The sequence below is a fragment of the Collimonas fungivorans genome, from assembly GCF_001584145.1.
GTDB classification, from domain to species: domain Bacteria; phylum Pseudomonadota; class Gammaproteobacteria; order Burkholderiales; family Burkholderiaceae_D; genus Collimonas; species Collimonas fungivorans.
The window spans coordinates 5,193,487-5,212,999 of the sequence record NZ_CP013232.1 but is presented as its reverse complement, the minus strand read 5'-3'; the positions used below and the strand labels follow the sequence as shown (position 1 = coordinate 5,212,999).

Here is a 19,513-nt window from a genome sequence, read left to right as displayed (position 1 = left end):
TTCATGAGTATCGAGATAAACCGCCGTGAACAACGCGAGATTGCCATGCAACTGATTTTCAGTTGCAATTTTGGAGGAAGGACAGGATAATCAAATGACTAAAGCCGATAAATTACGCAACCGAGCTGCTGCAGTACCCGCAGACTTTACATGGCAAGAATTGATCAATCTGCTCAATTCGTACGGATTTATCGAGTTTTCTGACAAGGGCGGTTCTTATCGATGTTTTAAAACCGCGGCGGGCCTTAAGATTTTTGTGCATAAGCCCCATCCAGGAAATATCGTGAAAAGATATTTATTGTTGAAGGTAAACGGCAAGCTGAAAGAGTACGGTTTGACGGACGCTAGCGAGGAATGAAATGAGCGACAAAATACTCAGCCATAAAAATTATTCAGGCTCGATCGAGGTCAGCATCGAGGATGGCTGCCTGCATGGCGAGATATTGTTTATCAATGATCTCGTAAGCTACGAAGCGGAAAACGTTAGGGAGCTGCAAACGGCATTTGCAGAAGCGGTGGATTTTTATCTGGACAAGTGCCGGCGCGCAGGCCTGGAACCGGACAAGCCTTGCAGCGGCACGTTCAATGTGCGCCTGACGCCTGAGCTGCATCGCAACGCCAGCCTGGCGGCGGCAAGGAAAGGGCAGTCCCTGAACGATTTCGTGAAACAGTGCGTAAGCGACGGCGTGGCGGCGACGGCCGGCAAAGATCCTGGCTCTACGCCGGGCCGCGGCCACTTGCGCCCGGTGCCCGCCAAGCCTCAGCGCGGCGTCAGGTAAGGAAACTTTCAATGCCGGCAAGGTTGCCTCGGCGAGTCGCTCAACGTTCGCCAGGTTATGCGCGATTGCCGCCAGCGTATCGGTATTGCCCTGAGCGATAACCGCAGCTGAACTGGCGGCTAGCTGGCTCCGGCGATGATGGGGCGCAAAACCATGGAAACTCCTGTTTTAATGATGGGGCCGCAATTTATTGCCCGTAATAAATTGTTGCATTTAAGGTGCGGCGAATACATTAAAAATCAGAATCGTTGCCGCTAATGAAGATTTGATGACATATCGGCTGCCGCCGTTGCCTCTTGCCGCGATCGGTTAATATGATTGCTCTTCCCTACACAAGATGGGCGTCAAATGAGCAATGCAACCACTTCCAAAGCACGGATCCGTACTAAAACCAAAGCCGAGTCGGTCACCCCGCGGGTGGCGCTGGTATTGCAGGGCGGCGGCGCGCTGGGTGCGTATCAGGCCGGGGTCTATCATGCGATGCACGAGAACGGCCTGACTCCGGACTGGGTGGTGGGAACCTCGATCGGCGCCATCAACGCCGCGATCATCGCTGGCAACGAACGCGACATGCGGCTGTCGCGCCTGAAGGAATTCTGGGAACAGGTCGGCCACGGCGACTTGACGGATCTGAGCAAAGTGCCGGATGCCATGCGCCAGTTCAACACCTGGTGGACTACGACCGATGTCACCACCCGCGGCGTGCCGGGATTTTTCTCGCCGCGTTCGCTGAATCCTTTCATGGTGGGTATGCCTGTACAGGCGGAACAAGCCAGTTTCTACGACACCACGCCGCTGGCTGAGACGCTCGCGCGGCTGGTGGATTTCGACTACCTGAACAGCCCCGGCGGCATGCGCCTGACCGTCAGTGCCATGCGCGTGGCTTGCGGCAGCCTGGTCAATTTCGATTCCCAGGAACGGAAGATCGGCGTCGAACACATCATGGCCAGCGGCGCCTTGCCGCCCGGCTTTGCACCGGTGCGCATCGACGGCGACCTGTACTGGGATGGCGGCCTGTATTCGAATACGCCGCTGGAAGTGGTGCTGGACGACGAATCCAAGACCGACGTCGACGGCAACACCCTGTGCGTGATGGTCGATTTGTGGAACGCCGACGGTCCCGAGCCGACTACCCTGGACCAGATCACCAATCGCCAGAAAGACGTGACCTTCGCCTCCCGTTCGGAACGCCATATCGAAAACTACTTGCGCATGTATCAATTGCGGCGCGCCGCGCAAGCGCTGTACGACAAGCTGCCGCCGGCGCTGCGCAGCAAATCCGACCTCAAGGAATTCAAGGGTTTGCACGACAACAGCACGATCCACATCGTGCGCCTGCGCTACAGCGGCCACGACTGGAACATGCCGTCCAAGGACATCAATTTTTCGCGCGGCTCGATCGAGTGGCGCTGGGAACAAGGTTATGCCGACGCCATGCAGGCCGCGGAGCGCGTCAAGGCCAACGGCGACACCTTCGGCGATTCCGACGCCGGCCTGGTGGTGCATGAACTGGTCATGCCGCCGGTGAGCTGATGGCGCCGGCTTCCGCGCTGGGCCGGTTGATGCTGGCGCTGCTGCTGCCAGCCATGGCGGCCGGCGCCCAGGCTGGCGGCGGCGCTGCGGGACTGGACAGCCAGCAATGCGCGCTGCTCAAGCAGCATGTGCTGCAGCCCGGCGCGCCGGTCGACTGCCCGCAGCTGCAGGTAGTCCGTTTCTCCTATCTCGACTTTCACCAGGTGCGCCACGACGACGGCGAGATCATGGTCATGGCGGCGGTCGCGCCGCAGGTCAAAGCGCTGTTCGACGAACTGCTGAAGCGCCGTTTCCCGCTTGCGCAGGCCCGTCTGATGGAGCATTATCAAGGCAATGACGACGCCTCGATGGCGGACAATAATACCTCCGCCTTCAACGACAGGCCGATCACCGGCGGCGGAGCGGCATCCTTGCATGCCTATGGTTTGGCGATCGATATCAATCCTTTGCAAAACCCGTATGTGCGGCGCGATGCCCAGGGCCGGCTGGTTTACAGCCCGCCGACCGGGCAAGCTTTCGGCGCGCGCATCGCCAGCCGGGCGGGAAGCAGCGAACAAGTTGTGGAACTATTCGCGCAACATGGTTTTCTGACTTGGGGTGGGGATTGGAAAAAGCCCATCGATTACCAGCATTTCCAGGTCAGCCGCAAGCTGGCAGAACGGCTGGCGAAACTGCCGGTGCCGCAGGCGCGCCAGCTGTTTGAAAGCACGGTAGTCGCCTACCGTGCCTGCCGTAGCGGCCATGGCGGCAAGCCGAAAGACAGGAAGGTTTGCGCTGCCGCGGCGGGCTAGGACTGTCAGGTTTGGCAGGAGGCAGATTCACATTTTACTTGTAGAATGTGTAATATTGCCATGTTGATAGCAAGAGATGATTTGTTCACACAGGAGAAGGCCATGTTTTCGTTTCATGAACAGTTTGCCGCAGCAACCAAAGCGCATTTCGAAGCCCAGTTGGCATTGCTCAATACCCTGACCACAAAAACCTTCGAGGGTGTTGAAAAGGTCATCGAACTCAACATCAGCGCGGCCAAGGCTTCGCTGGAAGAATCCGGCGGCGCCGCCAAGCAATTGCTGAGCGCCAAGGATCCGCAGGAATTCCTCAACATCTCGGCGGCCCAGGCCAAGCCGGGCGCCGAAAAAGCCGCAGCTTACGGCCGCCACCTGGCCAGCATCGCCTCCGGCACCCAGGCTGAATACACGCGCGCGGCAGAAGCGCAGGTGGCGGAAACCAGCCGCCGCATCAACGCCTTGATCGAAGAAGTCAGCAAGAACGCGCCTGCCGGTTCGGAAAACGCGATCTCCATCCTGAAATCGGTGATCAGCAATGCCAATGCCGGTTATGAACAGCTGACCAAGAACGCCAAGCAGGCAGTCGAAACCCTCGAAGCCAACTTGAACAATGCCGGCGCGCAGCTGACCAAGGCGGCAACGCCACGCAGCAAGAAGTAAGTACCTGCATACCGACTCAGCAAAGGCCGCGGATGCGGCCTTTTTTCATATTGGCAGATCGCGGTCCCAGGCCGGCACTTCGCCGAATTGCTCGGCCAGGAAATCGACGAAGGTGCGCACTTTGGCCGACAGGTGCTGGCGGCTCGGGTACACCGCGTGAACCGCCAGGGCATCGCCGTGGTAATCGGTAAGGATCGGCTGCAGGCGGCCGTCGCGGATGGCATCGCCTATGATGAACGTCGGCTGCCGGATTACGCCCATGCCGGCCAATGCCGCCGCCATCAGCAGGTCGCCGTTGTTGCAATGCAGGCCGCCGCCTACGCGCACGGTATGGACCTTGCCGTCGCGCTGCAGGCGCCATTCATTGTCCGGCAGCGTATAGGCATAGGTCAGGCAGGTATGCCGCGCCAGGTCGTCGGGATGCTGCGGCACGCCGTGTCGTTCCAGGTAGGCCGGGGCGGCGCAGGTCAGCACATGGGCCTTGGCCAGCTTGCGCATCACCAGGCTGGAGTTTTGCAGCTTGCCGATGCGGATCGCCAGGTCGAAACCTTCTTCGACCAGGTCGACAATGCGGTCGGACAAGGTCACGTCCAGTTTCACATTCGGATAACGCTGCGCATATAGCGGCAGCAGCCGGCCCAGATGGTTGACGGAGAAGGATACCGGCGCATTGATGCGCAGCACGCCGCTCGGGTTGGCGGCATGCATGCCGGCCGCCAGCGTGGCCTGTTCGAGATCGGCCAGCACTTGTTTACAGCGCTCCAGGTAGGCGCTGCCGGTATCGGTCAGGCTCAGCCGGCGCGTGCTGCGGTTCAGCAGGCGCGCGCCAAGGTATTCCTCAAGGTCGGCGACATGCCGCGTCACGGACGGATTGGACAGGTTCAGGATCCGCGCTGCGCCAGACAGGCTGCCGGTTTCAGTTACTTTGACAAACACCTTCATTGCCTCGAACAGGTTCATTGCAATGCCTTATTATTTTGGAATTCGGAAATAGTATTTCAATAAAACATGATTTTTCTTTACATTGCAAGAATATATAGTCGGACACGATCCGTAAATTCCCATGGTTTTAAACCATTTCTTGCGAAAGTAATATCATGAACAATCCAAGCACCTACGCCGCCGCCCTGCTCAGGCTGACCTTGGGCATCGCGCTGTTGGCCCATGCTTACCTGAAGGTTTTTGTCTTCACCTTGCCCGGCGCCGCCGCTTTCTTCGCCAGCCAGGGTTTTCCGGCATGGTCGGTATATCCTGTGGTGGCGGTCGAAGTGCTGACCGGGATCGCCATGGTGCTGGGCCTGCAGGCCCGGGTCGCCGCCGTGATTTCGCTGCCGGTGCTGCTGGGCGCATTGTCGGTACACGCCGGCAACGGCTGGGTATTCACCAGTCCTAACGGCGGCTGGGAATATCCAGCCTTCATGGTGGTTACCGCAATTTCGGTAGCCTTGCTGGGCAACGGCGCATTTGCGCTGGGCGGCGGCAAAGCCGATAAATAAATTTCTGGAAGAGATCAAGATGAGCACGATTACCACCCGCATGCCGGCGATTTTCTTCGGTCACGGCAGCCCCATGAATGCGCTGGAAGATAACCGCTACACCGCAGCCTGGGCCGCGCTTGGGGCCAGCGCCGCGCAATTGAAACCGAAAGCGATCCTGTCGGTGTCGGCGCATTGGTACACACGCGGCACCGGCGTCACCGCCATGGCGCAGCCGAAGACCATCCATGATTTCGGCGGTTTTCCGCAGGCGCTGTTTGATGTGCGTTATCCGGCGCCGGGCGATCCGCAGCTGGCGGCGCAGGTGCGCGATCTGCTGGCGCCGGTGGCAGTCGCCATGGATCATTCGTGGGGGCTTGACCACGGCACCTGGTCGGTGCTGGTCAAGGCCTTTCCCAAGGCCGATGTGCCGGTGATCCAGCTAAGCATCGACGCTACCCAGCCGGCGCAGTTCCACTTCGACCTGGGCCGCAAGCTTGCCGTCTTGCGCGAACAAGGCGTGCTGATTATCGGCAGCGGCGACGTGGTGCACAACCTGCGCCTGATGAACCGCAGCCAGGATGCGCCGGTACACGGCTGGGCCCAGCGCTTCAACGACCACATCCGCGACAGCCTGGTGAGCGGCGACATGCAGGCGCTGATCGACTATGCCGACCAGGGCCAGGACGCGCAATTGTCAGTGCCGACGCCGGAGCATTACCTGCCTCTGCTGTACATCGCCGGCGCCAGGCAGGACGACGAGACGATATCGATTGCGGTGGACGGCATCGACATCGGTTCCATCAGCATGCTGACCGCCGTGGTCGGTGCTGCCTGAGCCGGAACCTGAGCTGGATTATTCCTTGCCCTTCACCGGCTTGGGATAATCCTTCATTACGTCGATAGGCTGGGCGTAGGCCGAATCCCATGTCTGCTGGTGCAGGTCGCCGATCCGTTTTGCCATCTTCTCGTTGCGCAGCACGATTTCCAGGTTGCGCGACAGGTCCAGGTAGCCGCCGCTCCAGTTGCTGGTGCCTATCCATGCCACCTGGCCATCGATCTCCATGGTCTTGCTATGGATCACCCGGGCGAACGGAATGAAGCCGCTGCTCGCCTGCGGCAGCGTGACGATCTTGATTTCCATGCCGGGCAGCAGCGCCAGGCTTTTCAGGTAGGCGAGCGCCGGTTTTTCGGTATTCCAGTTCGACACCATCAACTTGACCTTGACGCCGCGCGCCAGCGCAGCGCGGATCGCATTGTCGATGACCGCGTAATATGGCCGGGTGTGATTCGGTCCGTAGCTCAGTGGCGCATAGTCCAGCAACTGTATCCTGACTTCGGATTTGGCGGCCGCCAGCAGTTTCGGCAGTTCCGTTTCGGAGTCGCCGACGCCGGGCGGATTGAAAGCGTTCGGACTGGCCACCAGGAATGCCGCTTGCTGGTCATTGGCGCTCTTCACACCCTGGTTCAGCTTGGGTACTTCTTTTCCTTGCGCGATCAGTTCCTGCGCATGCCAGTCATGTTCGAAGATTTTCTGCAGCTGGCTGACCACCATGGCATCGGTGATGCGCAAGCCTGTTTCATGGATATGGGCAAACGAGCGCCAGTCGAAATTCTGGCTGCCGACATAGGCGCTGCTGCCATCGACCACCATGTATTTGGCGTGGATGATGCCATTGCCGGTCAGCTTGGAATAATCGAGATAGCGGAATTCCAGGTTGGGAATCTGCTTGAGCCGTTCGATGGTCGGCATGTCGGAGGCGAACTTGCCTTTTTCTTCCATCAGGAAACGGATCCTGACGCCGCGCGCGCCGGCCACGGCGAGCCGTGCGATCACCTGCTCGAATGCGGCGCCAGGCTGGCTGGCGACATAGAATTGACCGAGCACGATCTGTTGTTTTGCGCCGTCGAACATCTCGCTCCAGACCTGCAGCGGCTCCCGCAAGTCAGGTGTTGCCAGCGTGGTCTCAACCGGCGCGGTATGCACCAACTCGTAGCCGGGGATGCCGAATTCGGCATGGGCGCTGCCGGTGCAGCCGATTAGGATTGAAATCGTGGCGATCAATTTACGCATGGGCGGTTCCGGGAAATTTTCTGGTGAGTTAATGCACACGCACAATGCGGCCGTCTGCCTGCGCGCTGCCGGCTGGGTGGTTGTCGCGTTCGCTGGCGATCAGGTAATGACTTAGCGCGTCGAGGTCGTTGATGCCGGTGTCCACGCGGTCGGCGCCCTGCGTCAGCAGGCTGAAGCCGTCGCCGCCCTGGGAAATGAAACTGTTGACGCTGAGCCGGTATTGCCCTTGCGGCTGCAAGGCGACGCCGTTCAGTTTTATGCTGCCGGGAACAACCCGCTGTCCGAGCGGCCGCCTGGCGTCCCAGCGATAGCTCAGGCCGCGCGAGACTTGCAGCATGATGCGGCCGCCCGGACGATCCTGATCCAGCCAGCTTTGCTGCTCCAGCAAGGCCAGCAGCTGGCTGCCTGTAAGCGACAGCAGGATCAGCGTATTGCCATAGGGCGTGGTGGCTGCGACCTGGGCGTAGTTGCTGCCGGCGGCGCCGCTGTCCAGGCTCTCACGGATGCTCTTGTGGTTGGTCATGGCGATCTGTGCACCGAATTTGCGCGTCGCCGCCAGCTGCGAGTCTGCGACCACATCGCCCATGGGCGATTCGCCGGCATCGTTGATCTTGTTGTCGATGCGCGCTACCGCGATGCGTGCAATCGGTTGCGCCAGCACCAGGTCGCTGCGTGCTTTCAGCGTCTGCAGGAAAACCGACAATGCGGGATCGGGCGCAAAGCGCCGCTGGTCCATCAATACGTTCCGGGCGTCGATGGCAGTGATCTTGCCTTGCAGGTCGGCGATGCGCGGATCGATCGTGAGCTTGATCCGGGTCAGCATGTGGCCGAAGGATTCGCCTTGCGTCACGGTGCGGCCGTCGACCTGGCAGGTATAACCGTTATGGGTATGCGCGCTGATGATCAGCCTGATCGCCGGATCGAGGCGTTTGACGATGTCGACAATCGGACCGCGCAATTGAGTGCATGCCGCCATGTCGAACGGTTCCGGGGTTTCGCCGCCTTGATGGATCAGAACCACGATGGCGCTGACGCCTTGCGCCTTGATCTCGGGTACCCAGCGGTTGATGGCGTCGGCCTCGTCGGTGAATTCAACATTGGCTATGCCGTCGGCAGACACCATTTTTTCCGTGCCGCGCACTACGGCGCCGATGAAAGCGATCTTGAGACCGCGCACCTGTTCGATCCGGTAGGGCGCCAGCAGCGGGCGGTTGGTGGTCTTGTCGATGACGTTGGCGGCCAGATAAGAAAATCCGGCGCCGGGGAAATGGTCGTCGAACTGGCATGCCTTGTCTGGCCGGTTCGATTTGCAGCCGCCATGCTGGTAGCGCAGCAGCTCGGCGCTGCCCTGGTCGAATTCATGGTTGCCCACTGAACTGACGCGCAGGCCAAGCTGGCTGAGGGCGCTGATGGTCGGTTCGTCGGCCCAGATCGAAGACAGGGCAGGGCTGGCGCCGATCAGGTCGCCGGCGCCGACCAGCAGCAGCTGCGGATCCTCGGCGCGCCATGCACTGAGTGCGCCGCCGATGGTATCCAGGCCGCCGACCTTGAACTTGCGCGGCAGGGCTTCGGCCGTGCTGGCATAACTCTTGGTTTCGGCTTCCAGGTGGCCGTGCAGGTCATTGATGGCGACCAGGTTGATTTCCAGCGGCGCATTTTGCGCTGCCGGTTGCAGGCCGCTGCATGCAGCCAGGAAAGCGGCTGCGATGCAGCACAACAGGATGGTCCGGACTACAGGTTTTGCACACATGTGTTTCAAGCAGTCCTCGATTCTATCCCGCTTCCATCCAGTTTATTAGGCGAGATGCAATTTGCCCGCTTCAGCCAGCGCCGCGGCCTTTGTATCGTGTCCCGCCGCGCGGCCGACACAGGCGCGCAGCATCAGCACTTTCAGATGATCGTTGATGCGCTCTATCCGTTCCTGGAACATATTAAAGAAAAACATGCCGACTACCGCAATGCCGATGCCCAGCGCCGTTGCATACAGGGCGGTGCCTATGCCTTGCGACACCTGGCCCGGATCGGACACGCCGGATACCGCCAGCGCCTTGAAAGTATCGATGATACCCAAAATCGTGCCGAGCAGGCCGAGCAGGGGAGCGGCGGTGACGATGGTGTCGAGGATCCATAGCCGGTGCTGCACTTCGCCGCGGTTGGCGATGTAGACCGACTCGCTGAAATCTTGCAAGTCTTTTTCACTGGTCAGCTGGTGCTTTTCCGCCAGGATGTCGGACACCAGCGTCAGCGGCAGGCTGGCGCGCGATGTCAACGCGGCAGGCAGTTCCTGCACATGCTGAACCGCATGGGTCATGGCTTTTTCCAGGCCGATCGCCTGGCGCAGCGTGTAGTTGAAAAACAGCCCGCGTTCGACAATCACGAATATCGCCAAGGCAGCACAGGCGTACATCAGATAGAAAGCGAGCTCGTGGAATAATTGCATGTTCATGTTGACCTCTCTGCGCACGAATGCACTTTTGTTGCAGCGGCAGCCCCGGTTCAGGGACCGCCGCCATGGTTTGCTACACTTGGCTTGCTACAGCCCGATTAAAAATCCGCAACCAGCGTCACGCTGAAAGTACGTGGGGCGCTGACGTAGAACTGCGGCGCCGATGCCGGCGCATTTGGACCGATTGCAACAGCATTGGTGGTGAACTGGCTGCCGCTGCCCGAACTGAGGTTCAGGTACTGCTTGTCAAAGATATTGTTGAGATTGAAACGCACTGTCGGTTTCTTCAGCCAGGTCGACGACGGGAAGGTATAGCCGGCGCCGGCATTGAATACCGTGTAGCCGCCCAGGCTGTCGTCGTTGACCAGCGTGGTGTAGCGTTTGCCTGTGTATTTTGCCTGTCCGAACAGGTACCAGCTGTCCTGCGCATATTGCAGGCTCATGCCGCTCAGCCAGTTAGGCGTATCTGGAAATTCCTTGCCGCCGGTGGGCAGCGCGAAATTGGCGGCAAACGGCATGTCGCTCTTCATCTTGCTCTTGATGTAGGACAGCGATCCGTACAGGCTCAGGTTCTTGCTAAGCGAGTAACCTGATTCCAGTTCGAAACCCTTGGAGGTGGAATCGCCGACATTGAAGTCGGTGCGGTTGCCGGTATCCGGGTTGTAGGAAGTGGCTATGCGGTCTTTGTAGTCGACATAAAACACCGAACCGGAAAATGTCCATTTGTCGCTTGCATAGCGATAGCCGAGGTCATAGTTCCATGACGTTTCCTTGTCCACCAGCGGGTTGCGCACGGTGCCGCCGGTATAGACGCCATTGACGATTTTGCCGCCCGAGATCAGGCCGAAATAAGAGAAATTGCCTGGCGCCTTGAAGTTCTTCGCTGCATTGAAGAATACCGATTGCACCTGGTCGAGCTGATAGCGGATGCCGACGCTAGGCAGCAGGTCGGAATACGATTTCTGCAAGGTATAGAAGCCGGGTGCGCTCTGGCTCGGGTTGTTGGTGAAATCGCGGTCGATGCTCGAGTAGCGGGCGCCGAGCTGCAGGTTCAGCTTGTCTTGCAACAGGCTGATGTTGTCTTGCACGAAGGCCGATTTGCCGGTGCTGACGGTCAGCGTATCGCGATACTGCACGAAAGAGCCGTCCTGGTTGCGCAGCCAGGCGCCGGGATTGTTTTGCCAGACATCGGCAGAATTGCCGTTGTTGTCGATAGGCGCAAATGGACCGGTTTGCTGGTGGCGCGCGCGTTCGTACCAGTAGCCGACCATCAGCTTGTGGTTGTCGATCTGCTGGTTGTACTTGAGCGTGACGCCGGGACGGTAAGTGCGGGTGCGGCTGCCTTCGTAGACGAACACGGTGTCCTTGGTGTCGCCGTCGCCGTTGGCGTCGCGCACGCCGCCGCCGAGCAGGGTGCCGGAATTGCCTTCGCTGACGGTTTGCAGCTGGTTGGCGCCGGTGCCGAAGCCGTACCACATGTACGGGTTGACATCGATGCTGGATTGCGGCGCCAGCTGGAAGTGGGCGTTCATGGTGCCCAGCCAGTTCTTGAACGGATTCAGGTTGTAGCCGTAGTACAGGTCCTTGTTGCCAGTGTTGATGCCGGCGTTCGGTCCGTAGGTCGAATCATTTTGCGCGCCGGGGCCGCCTGGCTGGTGTATCGGCGGGACGGTGCCGAAATCGAGGTTGCGTCCATACTGGGCGATCTGCGCCTTGGTCAGTGAACGATAATTGTTGTTCAGGGCCGAGTTGTACATGAAGCCGGTATCGACAAAACTGCCGCCGCCGAGGTCGAACTTGCTGTTGAAGTCGACGTGTTCCTTGTCGGCGCGGCCATCGCCCTTGAACTTGTCGGCCTGGGTCTTGGAATAGGAGACGAAGAACTTGAAGCGGTCGTTGAACAGTTTGCCGGAATCCAGGCGTACATAAGCTTTCCACAGGCTGTTCGAACCGAACGTGTATTCGGTGCGGAAGCGGCGCTGGTCTTCCGGCGTGCACATGGTCATGCCGATGTTGCCGCCGGTGGCGCCGACGTGCGGCGCTTCGGTGTCGGTGGAGCCCTGGGTGACGAAGATGTCGCACAGGTTTTCCGCATCGGTGTATTCCTGCGGATAGACGGCGAAGCTGCCGGAATCGTTGACCGGCGCGCCGTTGATGGTGAAACCAAGCTGGTCGCTGTTGAAGCCGCGCACCCGGATATTGCCGCCGAACAGGCCGGTGCCGTCGGTATCGTAGCTGTTCACGCCTGGCAGCAGGTTAATCATCTGGAACGGATTGCTGGTGGTGCTTTGCTTGTCCATGTAATCGCGGTTGACCGAGCTGCGCGCTTTCGCCGATTCTTCCTGCTGGATCAGGCCGGTGCTCTGGCCGCCATTGTCGCCTTGCACCGTGACCTTGCCGACATCGGACGTATCGGCAGCATGGGCAAGTGGGCTGGCGGCGATGAATAGCCCGGAGATCAGCAGTGACAGCCGGGTGACTTTGAATTGCATGGCATTACTCCCTGTATATTTTTGGTGTGTGTATTCAAACTAAGCAGTCAAACGGCCGCTCGCTGTTGTTCGTTGTTGCTCTACCCCGCTCCCGGGATAAATTCCAGCTCCGCGCTGAATCTGTGTGTCGCTTCTCCGGCCCAGCTGGATTCGGGAAAAGCAGGAAATGCAGCGCGGTTGATGGTCTTGCGGGCGGCTTCGTCGAGCAGCATCGAGTTCGACGATTCTTCTATGCCTTGCTCCACCAGGCTGCCGTCGCGGTTCAGCACGAACCAGACCTTGACCTTGCCTTGCGGCCGCTGCTGGCTGGCTTCGCGGCCGGTCGGATAGCGTTTGATGCTGTTCAGGTGCGCACGCACCTTGGAGACATACCCGGCTTCGATGCTGGCGTTGTTTGGTTTGGCTACGGCTGGCGCCGGTTCAGGCGCCGGCGGTGTCACCGGGGCTGGAGCAGCCGGTGCAGCTACGGCCTTGGGCGGCGCCGCCATTTCTGCGCTGGGGATGTTGCTGACAGGCGCCTGGCTGACCGCCTGCGGCGGTGTCGGCTGCCGGACTGGTTGCGCTACCGGGACTGGCTTGACTACTTGCGGCGGCGTCGGAACCTGCGGCGGTGGCGTGATCACGGGTGGTGCCGGCGGCTCCGGTTCGGTCAAGGCGATCTGCACCAGCGAGTCGTCCGCATGCGGCTCGATCTTCACCACTTTCTGGATGCCGGCAAAGACCAGGATCGCCAGCATGAGCATGGCAGGCAAGGTCGCCAGCGCATCGCGGAAGCGAAACAGGAACGGCATGGTCATCATTGCCCGCATCACGGCTTGCGGGTAGCGATGGAGATCGACTCGAAGCCATTCTGCTTCAGCGTGTCCATCACTTCCACCAGCCGCTGCACCTCGACGCCGCGATCGCTGTTGACGATGACGTTGAGTTTTTCACCGTTCTTGCGCGCCAGGTTGAGGCGCGCCGGCAGCTCGCTGATCTTGGTGTCGACGCCGTCGACCTGCAGCGCGTCGTTGAGACCGATCGTGATGACCGCCTTGTTTTGCGGCTTCAGGTCCTGCGAGCTGCTGGCGGTCGGCAAATGCGTTTTGAGGCCGAGTGCGGGGATGACGTTGAGACTGATCAGCACAAAAAACACTAGCAGGAACATCATCACGTCGATCATGGGAATGATTTCGACGCGGGCTTTCCGCTTTTTTGGTTCGTCCCAACTACGCATTGCTATACCCCGATGGAAGATGTGCGGCGATAGCGCGAAGTCGCTAACCGCTATAATTTCTATAACTGTCGGCAGAATAGCGATGAATTATTTCGGCAGTATTACAATCGATGACGATGTGGCCGCAACACCACGCGAGGTTAGTGCCTTGGCAAGGGAAGGAAGGACAGCAGCATCTTGATCGCATAGACCACGATCAGCGAGCCGGTCAGGTCGCCGATGGACATCACGATCAGGCCCGACCAGAAATGGTAGGAGACGCCGCGCAGGACGAACCACAGCAGCTGCAGCAGCGGGTTGGTCAGCCCGTACAGCAGGATGCAGGCCAGCAGGCGGGTGGTGGTCAGGTTGCTCAGCGACGGCTGCAGGCGCATTCCCTGTAATGTGAACCTATAGGCAAGGTAAGGTGCCAGCGCCGAGATGATGCTGTAGCCGACGGTGGTGACCGGATCGCCCGGGAACAGGGCGTAGACGCTGGAAGCCAGCAGCGAGCCGATCAGGATGCCCAGCACGCCCGCTTCGGCAAACAGCAAGGTGCAGATGAGCCGGATCCCTGCCGGCAGGTAGATCCAGGCGATCCCCTGGGCGAACTCGATGTGCTTGAACAGCCAGTCGTTGGTCATGTACACCAGCATATAGACGATCGCCGTGCTGCCGACCGTCAGCAGGTTGAGACGCAGTTTCGCGGCGGGAGAGGGGGTGGTGGACATGACGCGCGTATCTTACCGAAGTATCCGCGCCGGCGCAGGAAGATACTTGCGACAGGCCTGAAATGACGGGTATGATCGATATGAATTTAACAGCGTTGGCAAACCGCTTGCGGCAGCAGCTTACAATATGGCCATGGAAAAAAATAATCGACCGGCAGATATCTACGTGCGTTTCCTGCAACTGGCGAATGCCTTGCGTGGCTTGCCGTCGCTGCCATCGCTGGACCCTCTGGAAGATCGCATCCTGGCTTTCGTCGCCCGCGCAGGCCAAGCCCGGGAACGCCTGTCGGTGCGCGACATGATGGCGCAAAGCGAACTCGGTTCGCCGGCCATGCTGCACGCGCGCTTGAAGTCGATGCGGGAAAAGGGCTGGATCGTCTTGAGCGATACCGACGATACGCGCCGCAAGCAGGTGGAACTGAGCCAGGCTGCCTGGCTGCATTTTGACAAGCTGTCGAAATGCTTGCTGCAGGCGACGCGGGACGCGAGCAAATAGCCCATCCTGTTGTCTGCCGGGGTGCAAAATTCTGTTATCAAAATACGCCTTCGGGCGTATTTTTTTGCCCATTCAATTTCAGCCAAGCCTTATCGGCATGCATGCGACCTGGGTCAAAAGTTGGGCCATACTACGATTTTTCATCAATCAAATATTGTTCGGCTTCAGTCGAGTAGTATTTATAAGAGTGCTATGAAAGATGCTATTATTAGTGCCGTTAACAATACTTTTAAAAGTATTCCTATGGCACACCTGATTCTTGCCGAAACAACCGCCAGCGTTTCCGAGTTGAAAAAAGACCCTATGGGAACTGTTGCTGCAGGTGAAGGATTTCCTGTAGTGATATTGAACCGGAACCAGCCAGCTTTTTATTGTGTCCCGGCAAAAGCCTATGAAGCGCTGATGAACAAGCTGGAAGACATGGAGCTGAATGCCGTTGCAGACGCCCGCGAAGGGCAAGCTGTTATCAGGGTCAAGCTGGATGAGCTTTGAACTGGCTTTCCTTGAGGAAGCATTGAAGGAATGGCGCAAGCTGGATCAAGGCATGCGCGAGCAGTTCAAAAAGAAACTGGCGGAACGATTGCATACTCCTCATGTTCCATCCGCACAGTTATCCGGCTCCAGAAGCCGATATAAAATCAAGCTGCGCCAGGCCGGCTACCGGCTAGTCTACGAAGTGCGTGACCAGGAGTTGATCGTGCTGGTCGTCGCCGTAGGCAAGCGCGAGCGTAACGCAGTGTACAAGGCTGCGGAAAAACGTTAGGCCGACGGCCTTCTTGAGCGAGCTTAGTTTTGTCTTAGTTTTTGTTCATTATGCTCAAGGCGACTGCCTCCGCCACCCGGATCCCGTCAATCGCCGCCGACATGATGCCGCCGGCATAACCGGCGCCTTCGCCGGCCGGAAACAATCCCGTCGTATTCACGCTTTGCAGGCTATCGTCGTGGCGTTTGATGCGCACCGGCGACGAAGTGCGGGTCTCGACCCCGGTCAGCACCGCGTCGGCCATGGCGAAACCGCGGATTTGCTTATCGAATACCGGCAAGGCCTCACGGATAGCGGCAATCGCATAGTCCGGCAAGGCGGTGCTGAGGTCGCCCAGCAGGACGCCGGGTTTGTAGGAAGGGGTCACCGAACCGAGGGCAGTCGATGGCCGGCCGGCGATGAAGTCGCCTACCAGCTGGCCGGGCGCATCGTAGGTGCCGCCGCCCAGTTCGAAGGCGCGCGATTCCCATTGCCGCTGGAAATCTATGCCCGCCAGCGGATGGCCGGGATAATCGGCCGGCGTGATGCCGACCACGATGCCGCTGTTGGCGTTGCGTTCGTTGCGCGAGTACTGGCTCATGCCGTTGGTCACCACCCGTCCCGGTTCAGAAGTGGCTGCCACCACGGTGCCGCCCGGGCACATGCAGAAACTGTAGACCGCGCGCCCACGGGCTTGCGTTGATTCACAATGATGGACCAGCTTGTAATCGGCGGCGCCGAGGATAGGATGGCCGGCGCTGGGGCCGAAGCGGCATTTGTCGATCAGGGATTGCGGATGTTCGATGCGGAAGCCGAGCGAGAATGGCTTGGCTTCGATATACACGCCGCGGTCGTACAGCATCTGGAAAGTGTCACGGGCGCTGTGGCCGATCGCCAGCACCACATGGTCCGTGACGATGGTTTCGCCGCTGGCAAGCACCACTGCGCGTACCTGGCCGCTATCGTTTTTCCACTCGATGTCGATATCCTCGACCTTTTGCTGGAAGCGGAACTCGCCGCCCAGCGCTTCGATGCTGGCGCGCATCTGCTCCACCATCTTGACCAGCCGGAAAGTGCCGATGTGCGGCTTGCTGACATACATGATTTCGTCCGGCGCATCGGCCTTGACGAATTCGGTCAGCACCTTGCGGCCGTAGTGCTTGGGATCCTTGATCTGGGTCCACAGCTTGCCGTCGGAAAACGTGCCGGCGCCGCCTTCGCCGAACTGGACATTGGATTCCGGCTGCAGCTCGCGTTTGCGCCACAGTCCCCAGGTATCCTTGGTGCGCTCGCGCACCGCCTTGCCGCGTTCCAGGATGATCGGATTGAACCCCATCTGCGCCAGGATCAGGCCGGCAAACAGGCCGCACGGCCCGGTGCCGATCACCACCGGCCGCGATTTCAGCCGGCCCGGGGCTTGCGCCACAAAACGATAGTTGGTGTCTGGCGTCGGCGCCACGGTGCGATCGCGCGCCAGGCGCTTGAGTACAGCATCTTCATCCTTGAGCTCGACATCCACGCTGTAAGTCAGTATCACCGCGGATTTCTTGCGGGCATCGTAGCTGCGGCGGAAAATTGTGTAACCGAGCATTTCCTCAGCGGCGATTCCCAGCCGCCCCAGAATCGCTGCGTGCAAGGCGTCTTCGAGGTGGTCGAGGGGGAGTTGTACTTCATTCAATCGCAACATGGGTATTTCCGGGAAGTCAGATGGAGGCAGGCCGCTGTTCTACACCGAGCGGCGGCTGCCTCGCAATTTTTATAAAACGACAATGCCTTGCGGCAGGCCGCCATTTTACCTTAGGGAGGGCGCAATGGCTGCCGGCAAGCCATTCAGGCGCTTGTGCAGCCTGTATCTTTTGGAAACACAAAATAACAAGCCGCTACATGGTTATCGCCTATATTTTAGTCATCACCCGATGGGTCTAAACGAAGGAGATATCGAATGAAAATCAAATCAATTTTATGCATCAGCGTGCTGGCGCTGAGCGCAGGCCTGGTGACGCCGCTGACCCAAGTCCAGGCGGCAACTTATGTCGGGGTCCAGATCGGACAGCCGCCGCCGCCGCGTTATGAGGTGGTGCCGCCATCGCGCGCCGGTTATGTCTGGGCGCCCGGATACTGGCGCTGGAACGGCCGCCGCCATGTGTGGATGGGCGGCAGCTGGATGAGGGCGCGGCCGGGTTACCGTTACGTGCCGCCGCGCTGGGAACGCGGTCCGCGCGGCGACTGGCAGATGCGGCCATACCGCTGGGATCGTTAAGCAGATCATCAAGCAGCAAGAGGGCGCCGAGAGGCGCCCTTTTTCATTGGCGCGGAGGGCCGCCGCGGCGCCGCTCTTTTAACAGGAAACGCGCCGGATCGAGCGCCGCCGCCAGCTCGGCTTCGATCGGCAGCGGTTCTCGATTCAGTTGCGACGCCAGCAATTCCGCCGCCAGCGGCGCCCAGATCAGGCCGCGCGAGGCATAACCCAGCAGGCTGTACAAACCGGGAAAGCGCGGCAAGTCTTTCAGCTTTGCTTCACGCACAGGACTTGCTCCGTTTTTATCCGGCAAGGCGCCGACCAGCGGCAGGCGGTCGCTGGCCACGCAGCGGAACCCGACGCGCCCGGCCAGCGGAGCCTGGCCGGCCTGCCAGCCAGGCAGGATATTCGCCAGGCGCGCCAGGTTGTCGTCCTGGCTGTCGCGGCGCAGCGCCGTTTCGCCATCCTCGTCATATGAAGCGCCTATGCTGCAGCTACCTTCATAAGCTGGAGTCAGGTAGGCTTCGCCGCAAATCACCGGCCTGATGGCGGGAACCAGCCCGGCATCGAGGTAGGTGACCTGGCCGCGGATGGCGCTCAGAGGCAAATCTTCCGCTTGTGGAAACTGCAAGGCCTCGCAGGCATTCGCCAGGATCACTACCGGTGCGGCGGCTATTTTCGCGCCCTGCCGGTCGCGTATGGTCCAGCCGTCCCTGCCGTGTTCGAGGGCGGTGGCGTGCTGTCCGAAATGGGTTTGCAGCTGCTCGCCGCAGCTGTCCAGCATGGCTTGGCAAAGGCTGCGCGGCTGCACCCAGCCGGCGGCCGGGAAAAACCAGGCGCCGCCGCTGACCGGCCAGCCGGCAACGCGGCTTGCGGCCGCCTGGTCCAGCCACTGCGCATAGTCGGCCGGATAACGCCAGTAATCAGCCAGTTGCTGCTGGCTCTCTGCATGTGCGGTGTCGCGGGCGATCTGCAGGACGCCGCAGGCTGCGCCGTCAAATGCGGCGCCGATGCCGCCCAGCTGGCGCCAGGCCTGCAGGGCGAACAGATAGGCGCTGCGGCTGAGGCGCGAGCCGGGATTGTCGTCGCGCGACAACACAGGCATGAAAATGCCGGCGCTGTTGCCTGATGCCTGCTGCGCTGGCGCCGTGTGGCTTTCGACCAGGTCGACGTTCCAGCCGCGCTGCACCAGGCGCTGGCAGGCTGCGCTGCCGGCCAGGCCGGCGCCGATGACAATCGCGCGGCGGTCATTGTGGACAGGTGCAGCTGCCGAACGTGCGGTGAAGCGTGGGTTAAAACGGGCGGTGTGTCCGTCGCTGCTGTCAAACACGAATCCTGCTTGCTGCAGCTGTTTGCGGGCTGCCGCTTCCGCTCCTGTAATGTCCAGGCTTGCATGTCCGGCAGCCAGCCTGCCCAATATGCCAAGCACCGGCAACGGCCATTCCCGCCAACGGCTTCCGTGCAAGCGGAAGGCATCCACTTTTGCAACTATCTGGCGCAGGCAGGCAGCGCTGTCGCCGATCATCAACGTCAGGACCAGTTGTCCCTGCTGCAGGAAAATCCGGTGAAAGCCAGGCACCGCCGGCGGCCATGCTGCGCACAGTTCGCTGCACAAGGCCTGCCATTCCGGATGGTCTTCCGCGGTTTGCTGCAGCTCATTGTGTGTGGTAGGGGCGGCAGGCTGCGGCAGCAGCGCCAGGTAGTGCAATTGGCGCGGGCGCCGGGGATCGCCGCACCAGGCTTGCCATGCGGTGAAAAAATGTTTGCCGTGGCCGAACTCGCTGTCAAGCAGGACGAAGCTGTCCCGCCCGCGCCAATCAAGCGCGTAGTCTGCCGGCGGCGTATCCGTGACCGTCATGACGC

The 19,513-nt window shown here is 60.1% G+C and carries 21 protein-coding genes; 11 read left to right on the top strand and 10 right to left on the bottom strand.

Annotation, left to right across the window (positions count from 1 at the left end; all coding sequences use genetic code 11):
• Window positions 1-94: 94 nt before the first annotated feature.
• The 5 genes from CFter6_RS22880 to phaP all read left to right on the top strand — a co-directional run bounded on the left by CFter6_RS22880 (window position 95) and on the right by phaP (window position 3,760).
• On the top strand, window positions 95-358 hold the full coding sequence (locus tag CFter6_RS22880; protein WP_061542538.1) for a type II toxin-antitoxin system HicA family toxin: 264 nt from the start codon (window positions 95-97) through the stop codon (window positions 356-358).
• Window position 359: 1 nt separating this feature from the next.
• Window positions 360-779: a type II toxin-antitoxin system HicB family antitoxin gene (locus CFter6_RS22875; protein ID WP_061541850.1), complete on the top strand. Its 420-nt coding sequence runs from the start codon at window positions 360-362 to the stop codon at window positions 777-779.
• A gap of 348 nt (window positions 780-1,127) precedes the next feature.
• Complete coding sequence (locus CFter6_RS22870) at window positions 1,128-2,312, top strand: patatin-like phospholipase family protein (protein ID WP_061541849.1); 1,185 nt, start codon at window positions 1,128-1,130, stop codon at window positions 2,310-2,312.
• Window positions 2,312-3,103 (top strand): M15 family metallopeptidase, encoded by a 792-nt coding sequence (locus tag CFter6_RS22865; RefSeq protein WP_236904456.1) that lies wholly within the window; start codon window positions 2,312-2,314, stop codon window positions 3,101-3,103. Before CFter6_RS22870 ends, CFter6_RS22865 begins: the two co-directional genes overlap by 1 nt.
• A gap of 102 nt (window positions 3,104-3,205) precedes the next feature.
• A complete protein-coding gene (phaP, locus tag CFter6_RS22860; RefSeq protein WP_061541847.1) occupies window positions 3,206-3,760 on the top strand; it encodes a TIGR01841 family phasin in 555 nt (184 codons plus the stop codon).
• A 45-nt stretch (window positions 3,761-3,805) separates the two neighbouring features.
• Here the strand turns inward: phaP and CFter6_RS22855 are convergent, their stop codons facing one another.
• Window positions 3,806-4,720 (bottom strand): LysR family transcriptional regulator, encoded by a 915-nt coding sequence (locus CFter6_RS22855; RefSeq protein ID WP_061541846.1) that lies wholly within the window; start codon window positions 4,718-4,720, stop codon window positions 3,806-3,808.
• A 137-nt stretch (window positions 4,721-4,857) separates the two neighbouring features.
• Between CFter6_RS22855 and CFter6_RS22850 the strand changes: the two genes are divergently transcribed.
• Together CFter6_RS22850 and ygiD are read left to right on the top strand one after the other, a co-directional pair.
• Entirely contained in the window at window positions 4,858-5,256 is a 399-nt protein-coding gene (locus CFter6_RS22850) for a DoxX family protein (protein WP_061541845.1), read from the top strand.
• A 19-nt stretch (window positions 5,257-5,275) separates the two neighbouring features.
• Window positions 5,276-6,073, top strand: coding sequence for a 4,5-DOPA-extradiol-dioxygenase (ygiD, locus tag CFter6_RS22845; RefSeq protein ID WP_236904455.1), 798 nt, complete (start codon window positions 5,276-5,278; stop codon window positions 6,071-6,073).
• Between the two features lie 18 nt (window positions 6,074-6,091).
• Here the strand turns inward: ygiD and CFter6_RS22840 are convergent, their stop codons facing one another.
• The 7 genes from CFter6_RS22840 to CFter6_RS22810 all read right to left on the bottom strand — a co-directional run bounded on the left by CFter6_RS22840 (window position 6,092) and on the right by CFter6_RS22810 (window position 14,173).
• A complete protein-coding gene (locus CFter6_RS22840) occupies window positions 6,092-7,309 on the bottom strand; it encodes a phospholipase D-like domain-containing protein (RefSeq protein ID WP_061541844.1) in 1,218 nt (405 codons plus the stop codon).
• A gap of 28 nt (window positions 7,310-7,337) precedes the next feature.
• Window positions 7,338-9,059 (bottom strand): bifunctional metallophosphatase/5'-nucleotidase, encoded by a 1,722-nt coding sequence (locus tag CFter6_RS22835; protein ID WP_061541843.1) that lies wholly within the window; start codon window positions 9,057-9,059, stop codon window positions 7,338-7,340.
• Window positions 9,060-9,104: 45 nt separating this feature from the next.
• Window positions 9,105-9,755, bottom strand: coding sequence for a MotA/TolQ/ExbB proton channel family protein (locus tag CFter6_RS22830; RefSeq protein WP_061541842.1), 651 nt, complete (start codon window positions 9,753-9,755; stop codon window positions 9,105-9,107).
• A 98-nt stretch (window positions 9,756-9,853) separates the two neighbouring features.
• On the bottom strand, window positions 9,854-12,247 hold the full coding sequence (locus CFter6_RS22825) for a TonB-dependent receptor (protein ID WP_061541841.1): 2,394 nt from the start codon (window positions 12,245-12,247) through the stop codon (window positions 9,854-9,856).
• Window positions 12,248-12,327: 80 nt separating this feature from the next.
• The gene (locus tag CFter6_RS22820; protein WP_061542536.1) at window positions 12,328-13,047 is read right to left on the bottom strand and encodes a TonB family protein; all 720 of its coding nucleotides are present in this window, start codon (window positions 13,045-13,047) and stop codon (window positions 12,328-12,330) included.
• An 8-nt stretch (window positions 13,048-13,055) separates the two neighbouring features.
• Window positions 13,056-13,463: an ExbD/TolR family protein gene (locus tag CFter6_RS22815; RefSeq protein ID WP_014008056.1), complete on the bottom strand. Its 408-nt coding sequence runs from the start codon at window positions 13,461-13,463 to the stop codon at window positions 13,056-13,058.
• Window positions 13,464-13,603: 140 nt separating this feature from the next.
• Entirely contained in the window at window positions 13,604-14,173 is a 570-nt protein-coding gene (locus CFter6_RS22810) for an MASE1 domain-containing protein (RefSeq protein WP_014008055.1), read from the bottom strand.
• A 133-nt stretch (window positions 14,174-14,306) separates the two neighbouring features.
• Here CFter6_RS22810 and CFter6_RS22805 point away from each other — a divergent pair, with 133 nt between their 5' ends.
• The 3 genes from CFter6_RS22805 (at window position 14,307) to CFter6_RS22795 (ending at window position 15,432) form a co-directional block, all read left to right on the top strand.
• A complete protein-coding gene (locus CFter6_RS22805) occupies window positions 14,307-14,669 on the top strand; it encodes a hypothetical protein (protein ID WP_061542535.1) in 363 nt (120 codons plus the stop codon).
• Window positions 14,670-14,912: 243 nt separating this feature from the next.
• Window positions 14,913-15,161, top strand: a complete 249-nt coding sequence (locus tag CFter6_RS22800) for a type II toxin-antitoxin system Phd/YefM family antitoxin (protein ID WP_061542534.1) — start codon at window positions 14,913-14,915, stop codon at window positions 15,159-15,161.
• The gene (locus CFter6_RS22795) at window positions 15,151-15,432 is read left to right on the top strand and encodes a type II toxin-antitoxin system RelE family toxin (RefSeq protein WP_061541840.1); all 282 of its coding nucleotides are present in this window, start codon (window positions 15,151-15,153) and stop codon (window positions 15,430-15,432) included. Before CFter6_RS22800 ends, CFter6_RS22795 begins: the two co-directional genes overlap by 11 nt.
• A gap of 34 nt (window positions 15,433-15,466) precedes the next feature.
• Here the strand turns inward: CFter6_RS22795 and CFter6_RS22790 are convergent, their stop codons facing one another.
• The gene (locus CFter6_RS22790) at window positions 15,467-17,098 is read right to left on the bottom strand and encodes an NAD(P)/FAD-dependent oxidoreductase (RefSeq protein ID WP_061541839.1); all 1,632 of its coding nucleotides are present in this window, start codon (window positions 17,096-17,098) and stop codon (window positions 15,467-15,469) included.
• A 255-nt stretch (window positions 17,099-17,353) separates the two neighbouring features.
• On the opposite strand from CFter6_RS22790, the gene CFter6_RS22785 reads away from it, so the two are divergent.
• Complete coding sequence (locus CFter6_RS22785) at window positions 17,354-17,671, top strand: YXWGXW repeat-containing protein (RefSeq protein WP_061541838.1); 318 nt, start codon at window positions 17,354-17,356, stop codon at window positions 17,669-17,671.
• 43 nt (window positions 17,672-17,714) lie between these two features.
• Here the strand turns inward: CFter6_RS22785 and mnmC1 are convergent, their stop codons facing one another.
• Window positions 17,715-19,508, bottom strand: a complete 1,794-nt coding sequence (gene mnmC1, locus CFter6_RS22780) for an FAD-dependent 5-carboxymethylaminomethyl-2-thiouridine(34) oxidoreductase MnmC1 (protein ID WP_082814947.1) — start codon at window positions 19,506-19,508, stop codon at window positions 17,715-17,717.
• Window positions 19,509-19,513 lie beyond the last annotated feature (5 nt).

What these genes read in the sequence shown, in the direction of transcription:
- CFter6_RS22835 (WP_061541843.1), bottom strand. Translation starts at nt 9,059, where the DNA reads ATGTGTGCAAAACCTGTAGTCCGGACCATCCTGTTGTGCTGCATCGCA.
- CFter6_RS22815 (WP_014008056.1), bottom strand. Translation starts at nt 13,463, where the DNA reads ATGCGTAGTTGGGACGAACCAAAAAAGCGGAAAGCCCGCGTCGAAATC.
- CFter6_RS22800 (WP_061542534.1), top strand. Translation starts at nt 14,913, where the DNA reads ATGGCACACCTGATTCTTGCCGAAACAACCGCCAGCGTTTCCGAGTTG.
- mnmC1 (WP_082814947.1), bottom strand. Translation starts at nt 19,508, where the DNA reads ATGACGGTCACGGATACGCCGCCGGCAGACTACGCGCTTGATTGGCGC.
- CFter6_RS22820 (WP_061542536.1), bottom strand. Translation starts at nt 13,047, where the DNA reads ATGATGACCATGCCGTTCCTGTTTCGCTTCCGCGATGCGCTGGCGACC.
- CFter6_RS22855 (WP_061541846.1), bottom strand. Translation starts at nt 4,720, where the DNA reads ATGAACCTGTTCGAGGCAATGAAGGTGTTTGTCAAAGTAACTGAAACC.
- CFter6_RS22850 (WP_061541845.1), top strand. Translation starts at nt 4,858, where the DNA reads ATGAACAATCCAAGCACCTACGCCGCCGCCCTGCTCAGGCTGACCTTG.
- CFter6_RS22825 (WP_061541841.1), bottom strand. Translation starts at nt 12,247, where the DNA reads ATGCAATTCAAAGTCACCCGGCTGTCACTGCTGATCTCCGGGCTATTC.
- CFter6_RS22795 (WP_061541840.1), top strand. Translation starts at nt 15,151, where the DNA reads ATGAGCTTTGAACTGGCTTTCCTTGAGGAAGCATTGAAGGAATGGCGC.
- CFter6_RS22830 (WP_061541842.1), bottom strand. Translation starts at nt 9,755, where the DNA reads ATGAACATGCAATTATTCCACGAGCTCGCTTTCTATCTGATGTACGCC.
- CFter6_RS22790 (WP_061541839.1), bottom strand. Translation starts at nt 17,098, where the DNA reads ATGTTGCGATTGAATGAAGTACAACTCCCCCTCGACCACCTCGAAGAC.
- CFter6_RS22865 (WP_236904456.1), top strand. Translation starts at nt 2,312, where the DNA reads ATGGCGCCGGCTTCCGCGCTGGGCCGGTTGATGCTGGCGCTGCTGCTG.
- CFter6_RS22785 (WP_061541838.1), top strand. Translation starts at nt 17,354, where the DNA reads ATGAAAATCAAATCAATTTTATGCATCAGCGTGCTGGCGCTGAGCGCA.
- CFter6_RS22880 (WP_061542538.1), top strand. Translation starts at nt 95, where the DNA reads ATGACTAAAGCCGATAAATTACGCAACCGAGCTGCTGCAGTACCCGCA.
- CFter6_RS22840 (WP_061541844.1), bottom strand. Translation starts at nt 7,309, where the DNA reads ATGCGTAAATTGATCGCCACGATTTCAATCCTAATCGGCTGCACCGGC.
- ygiD (WP_236904455.1), top strand. Translation starts at nt 5,276, where the DNA reads ATGAGCACGATTACCACCCGCATGCCGGCGATTTTCTTCGGTCACGGC.
- CFter6_RS22870 (WP_061541849.1), top strand. Translation starts at nt 1,128, where the DNA reads ATGAGCAATGCAACCACTTCCAAAGCACGGATCCGTACTAAAACCAAA.
- phaP (WP_061541847.1), top strand. Translation starts at nt 3,206, where the DNA reads ATGTTTTCGTTTCATGAACAGTTTGCCGCAGCAACCAAAGCGCATTTC.
- CFter6_RS22805 (WP_061542535.1), top strand. Translation starts at nt 14,307, where the DNA reads ATGGAAAAAAATAATCGACCGGCAGATATCTACGTGCGTTTCCTGCAA.
- CFter6_RS22810 (WP_014008055.1), bottom strand. Translation starts at nt 14,173, where the DNA reads ATGTCCACCACCCCCTCTCCCGCCGCGAAACTGCGTCTCAACCTGCTG.
- CFter6_RS22875 (WP_061541850.1), top strand. Translation starts at nt 360, where the DNA reads ATGAGCGACAAAATACTCAGCCATAAAAATTATTCAGGCTCGATCGAG.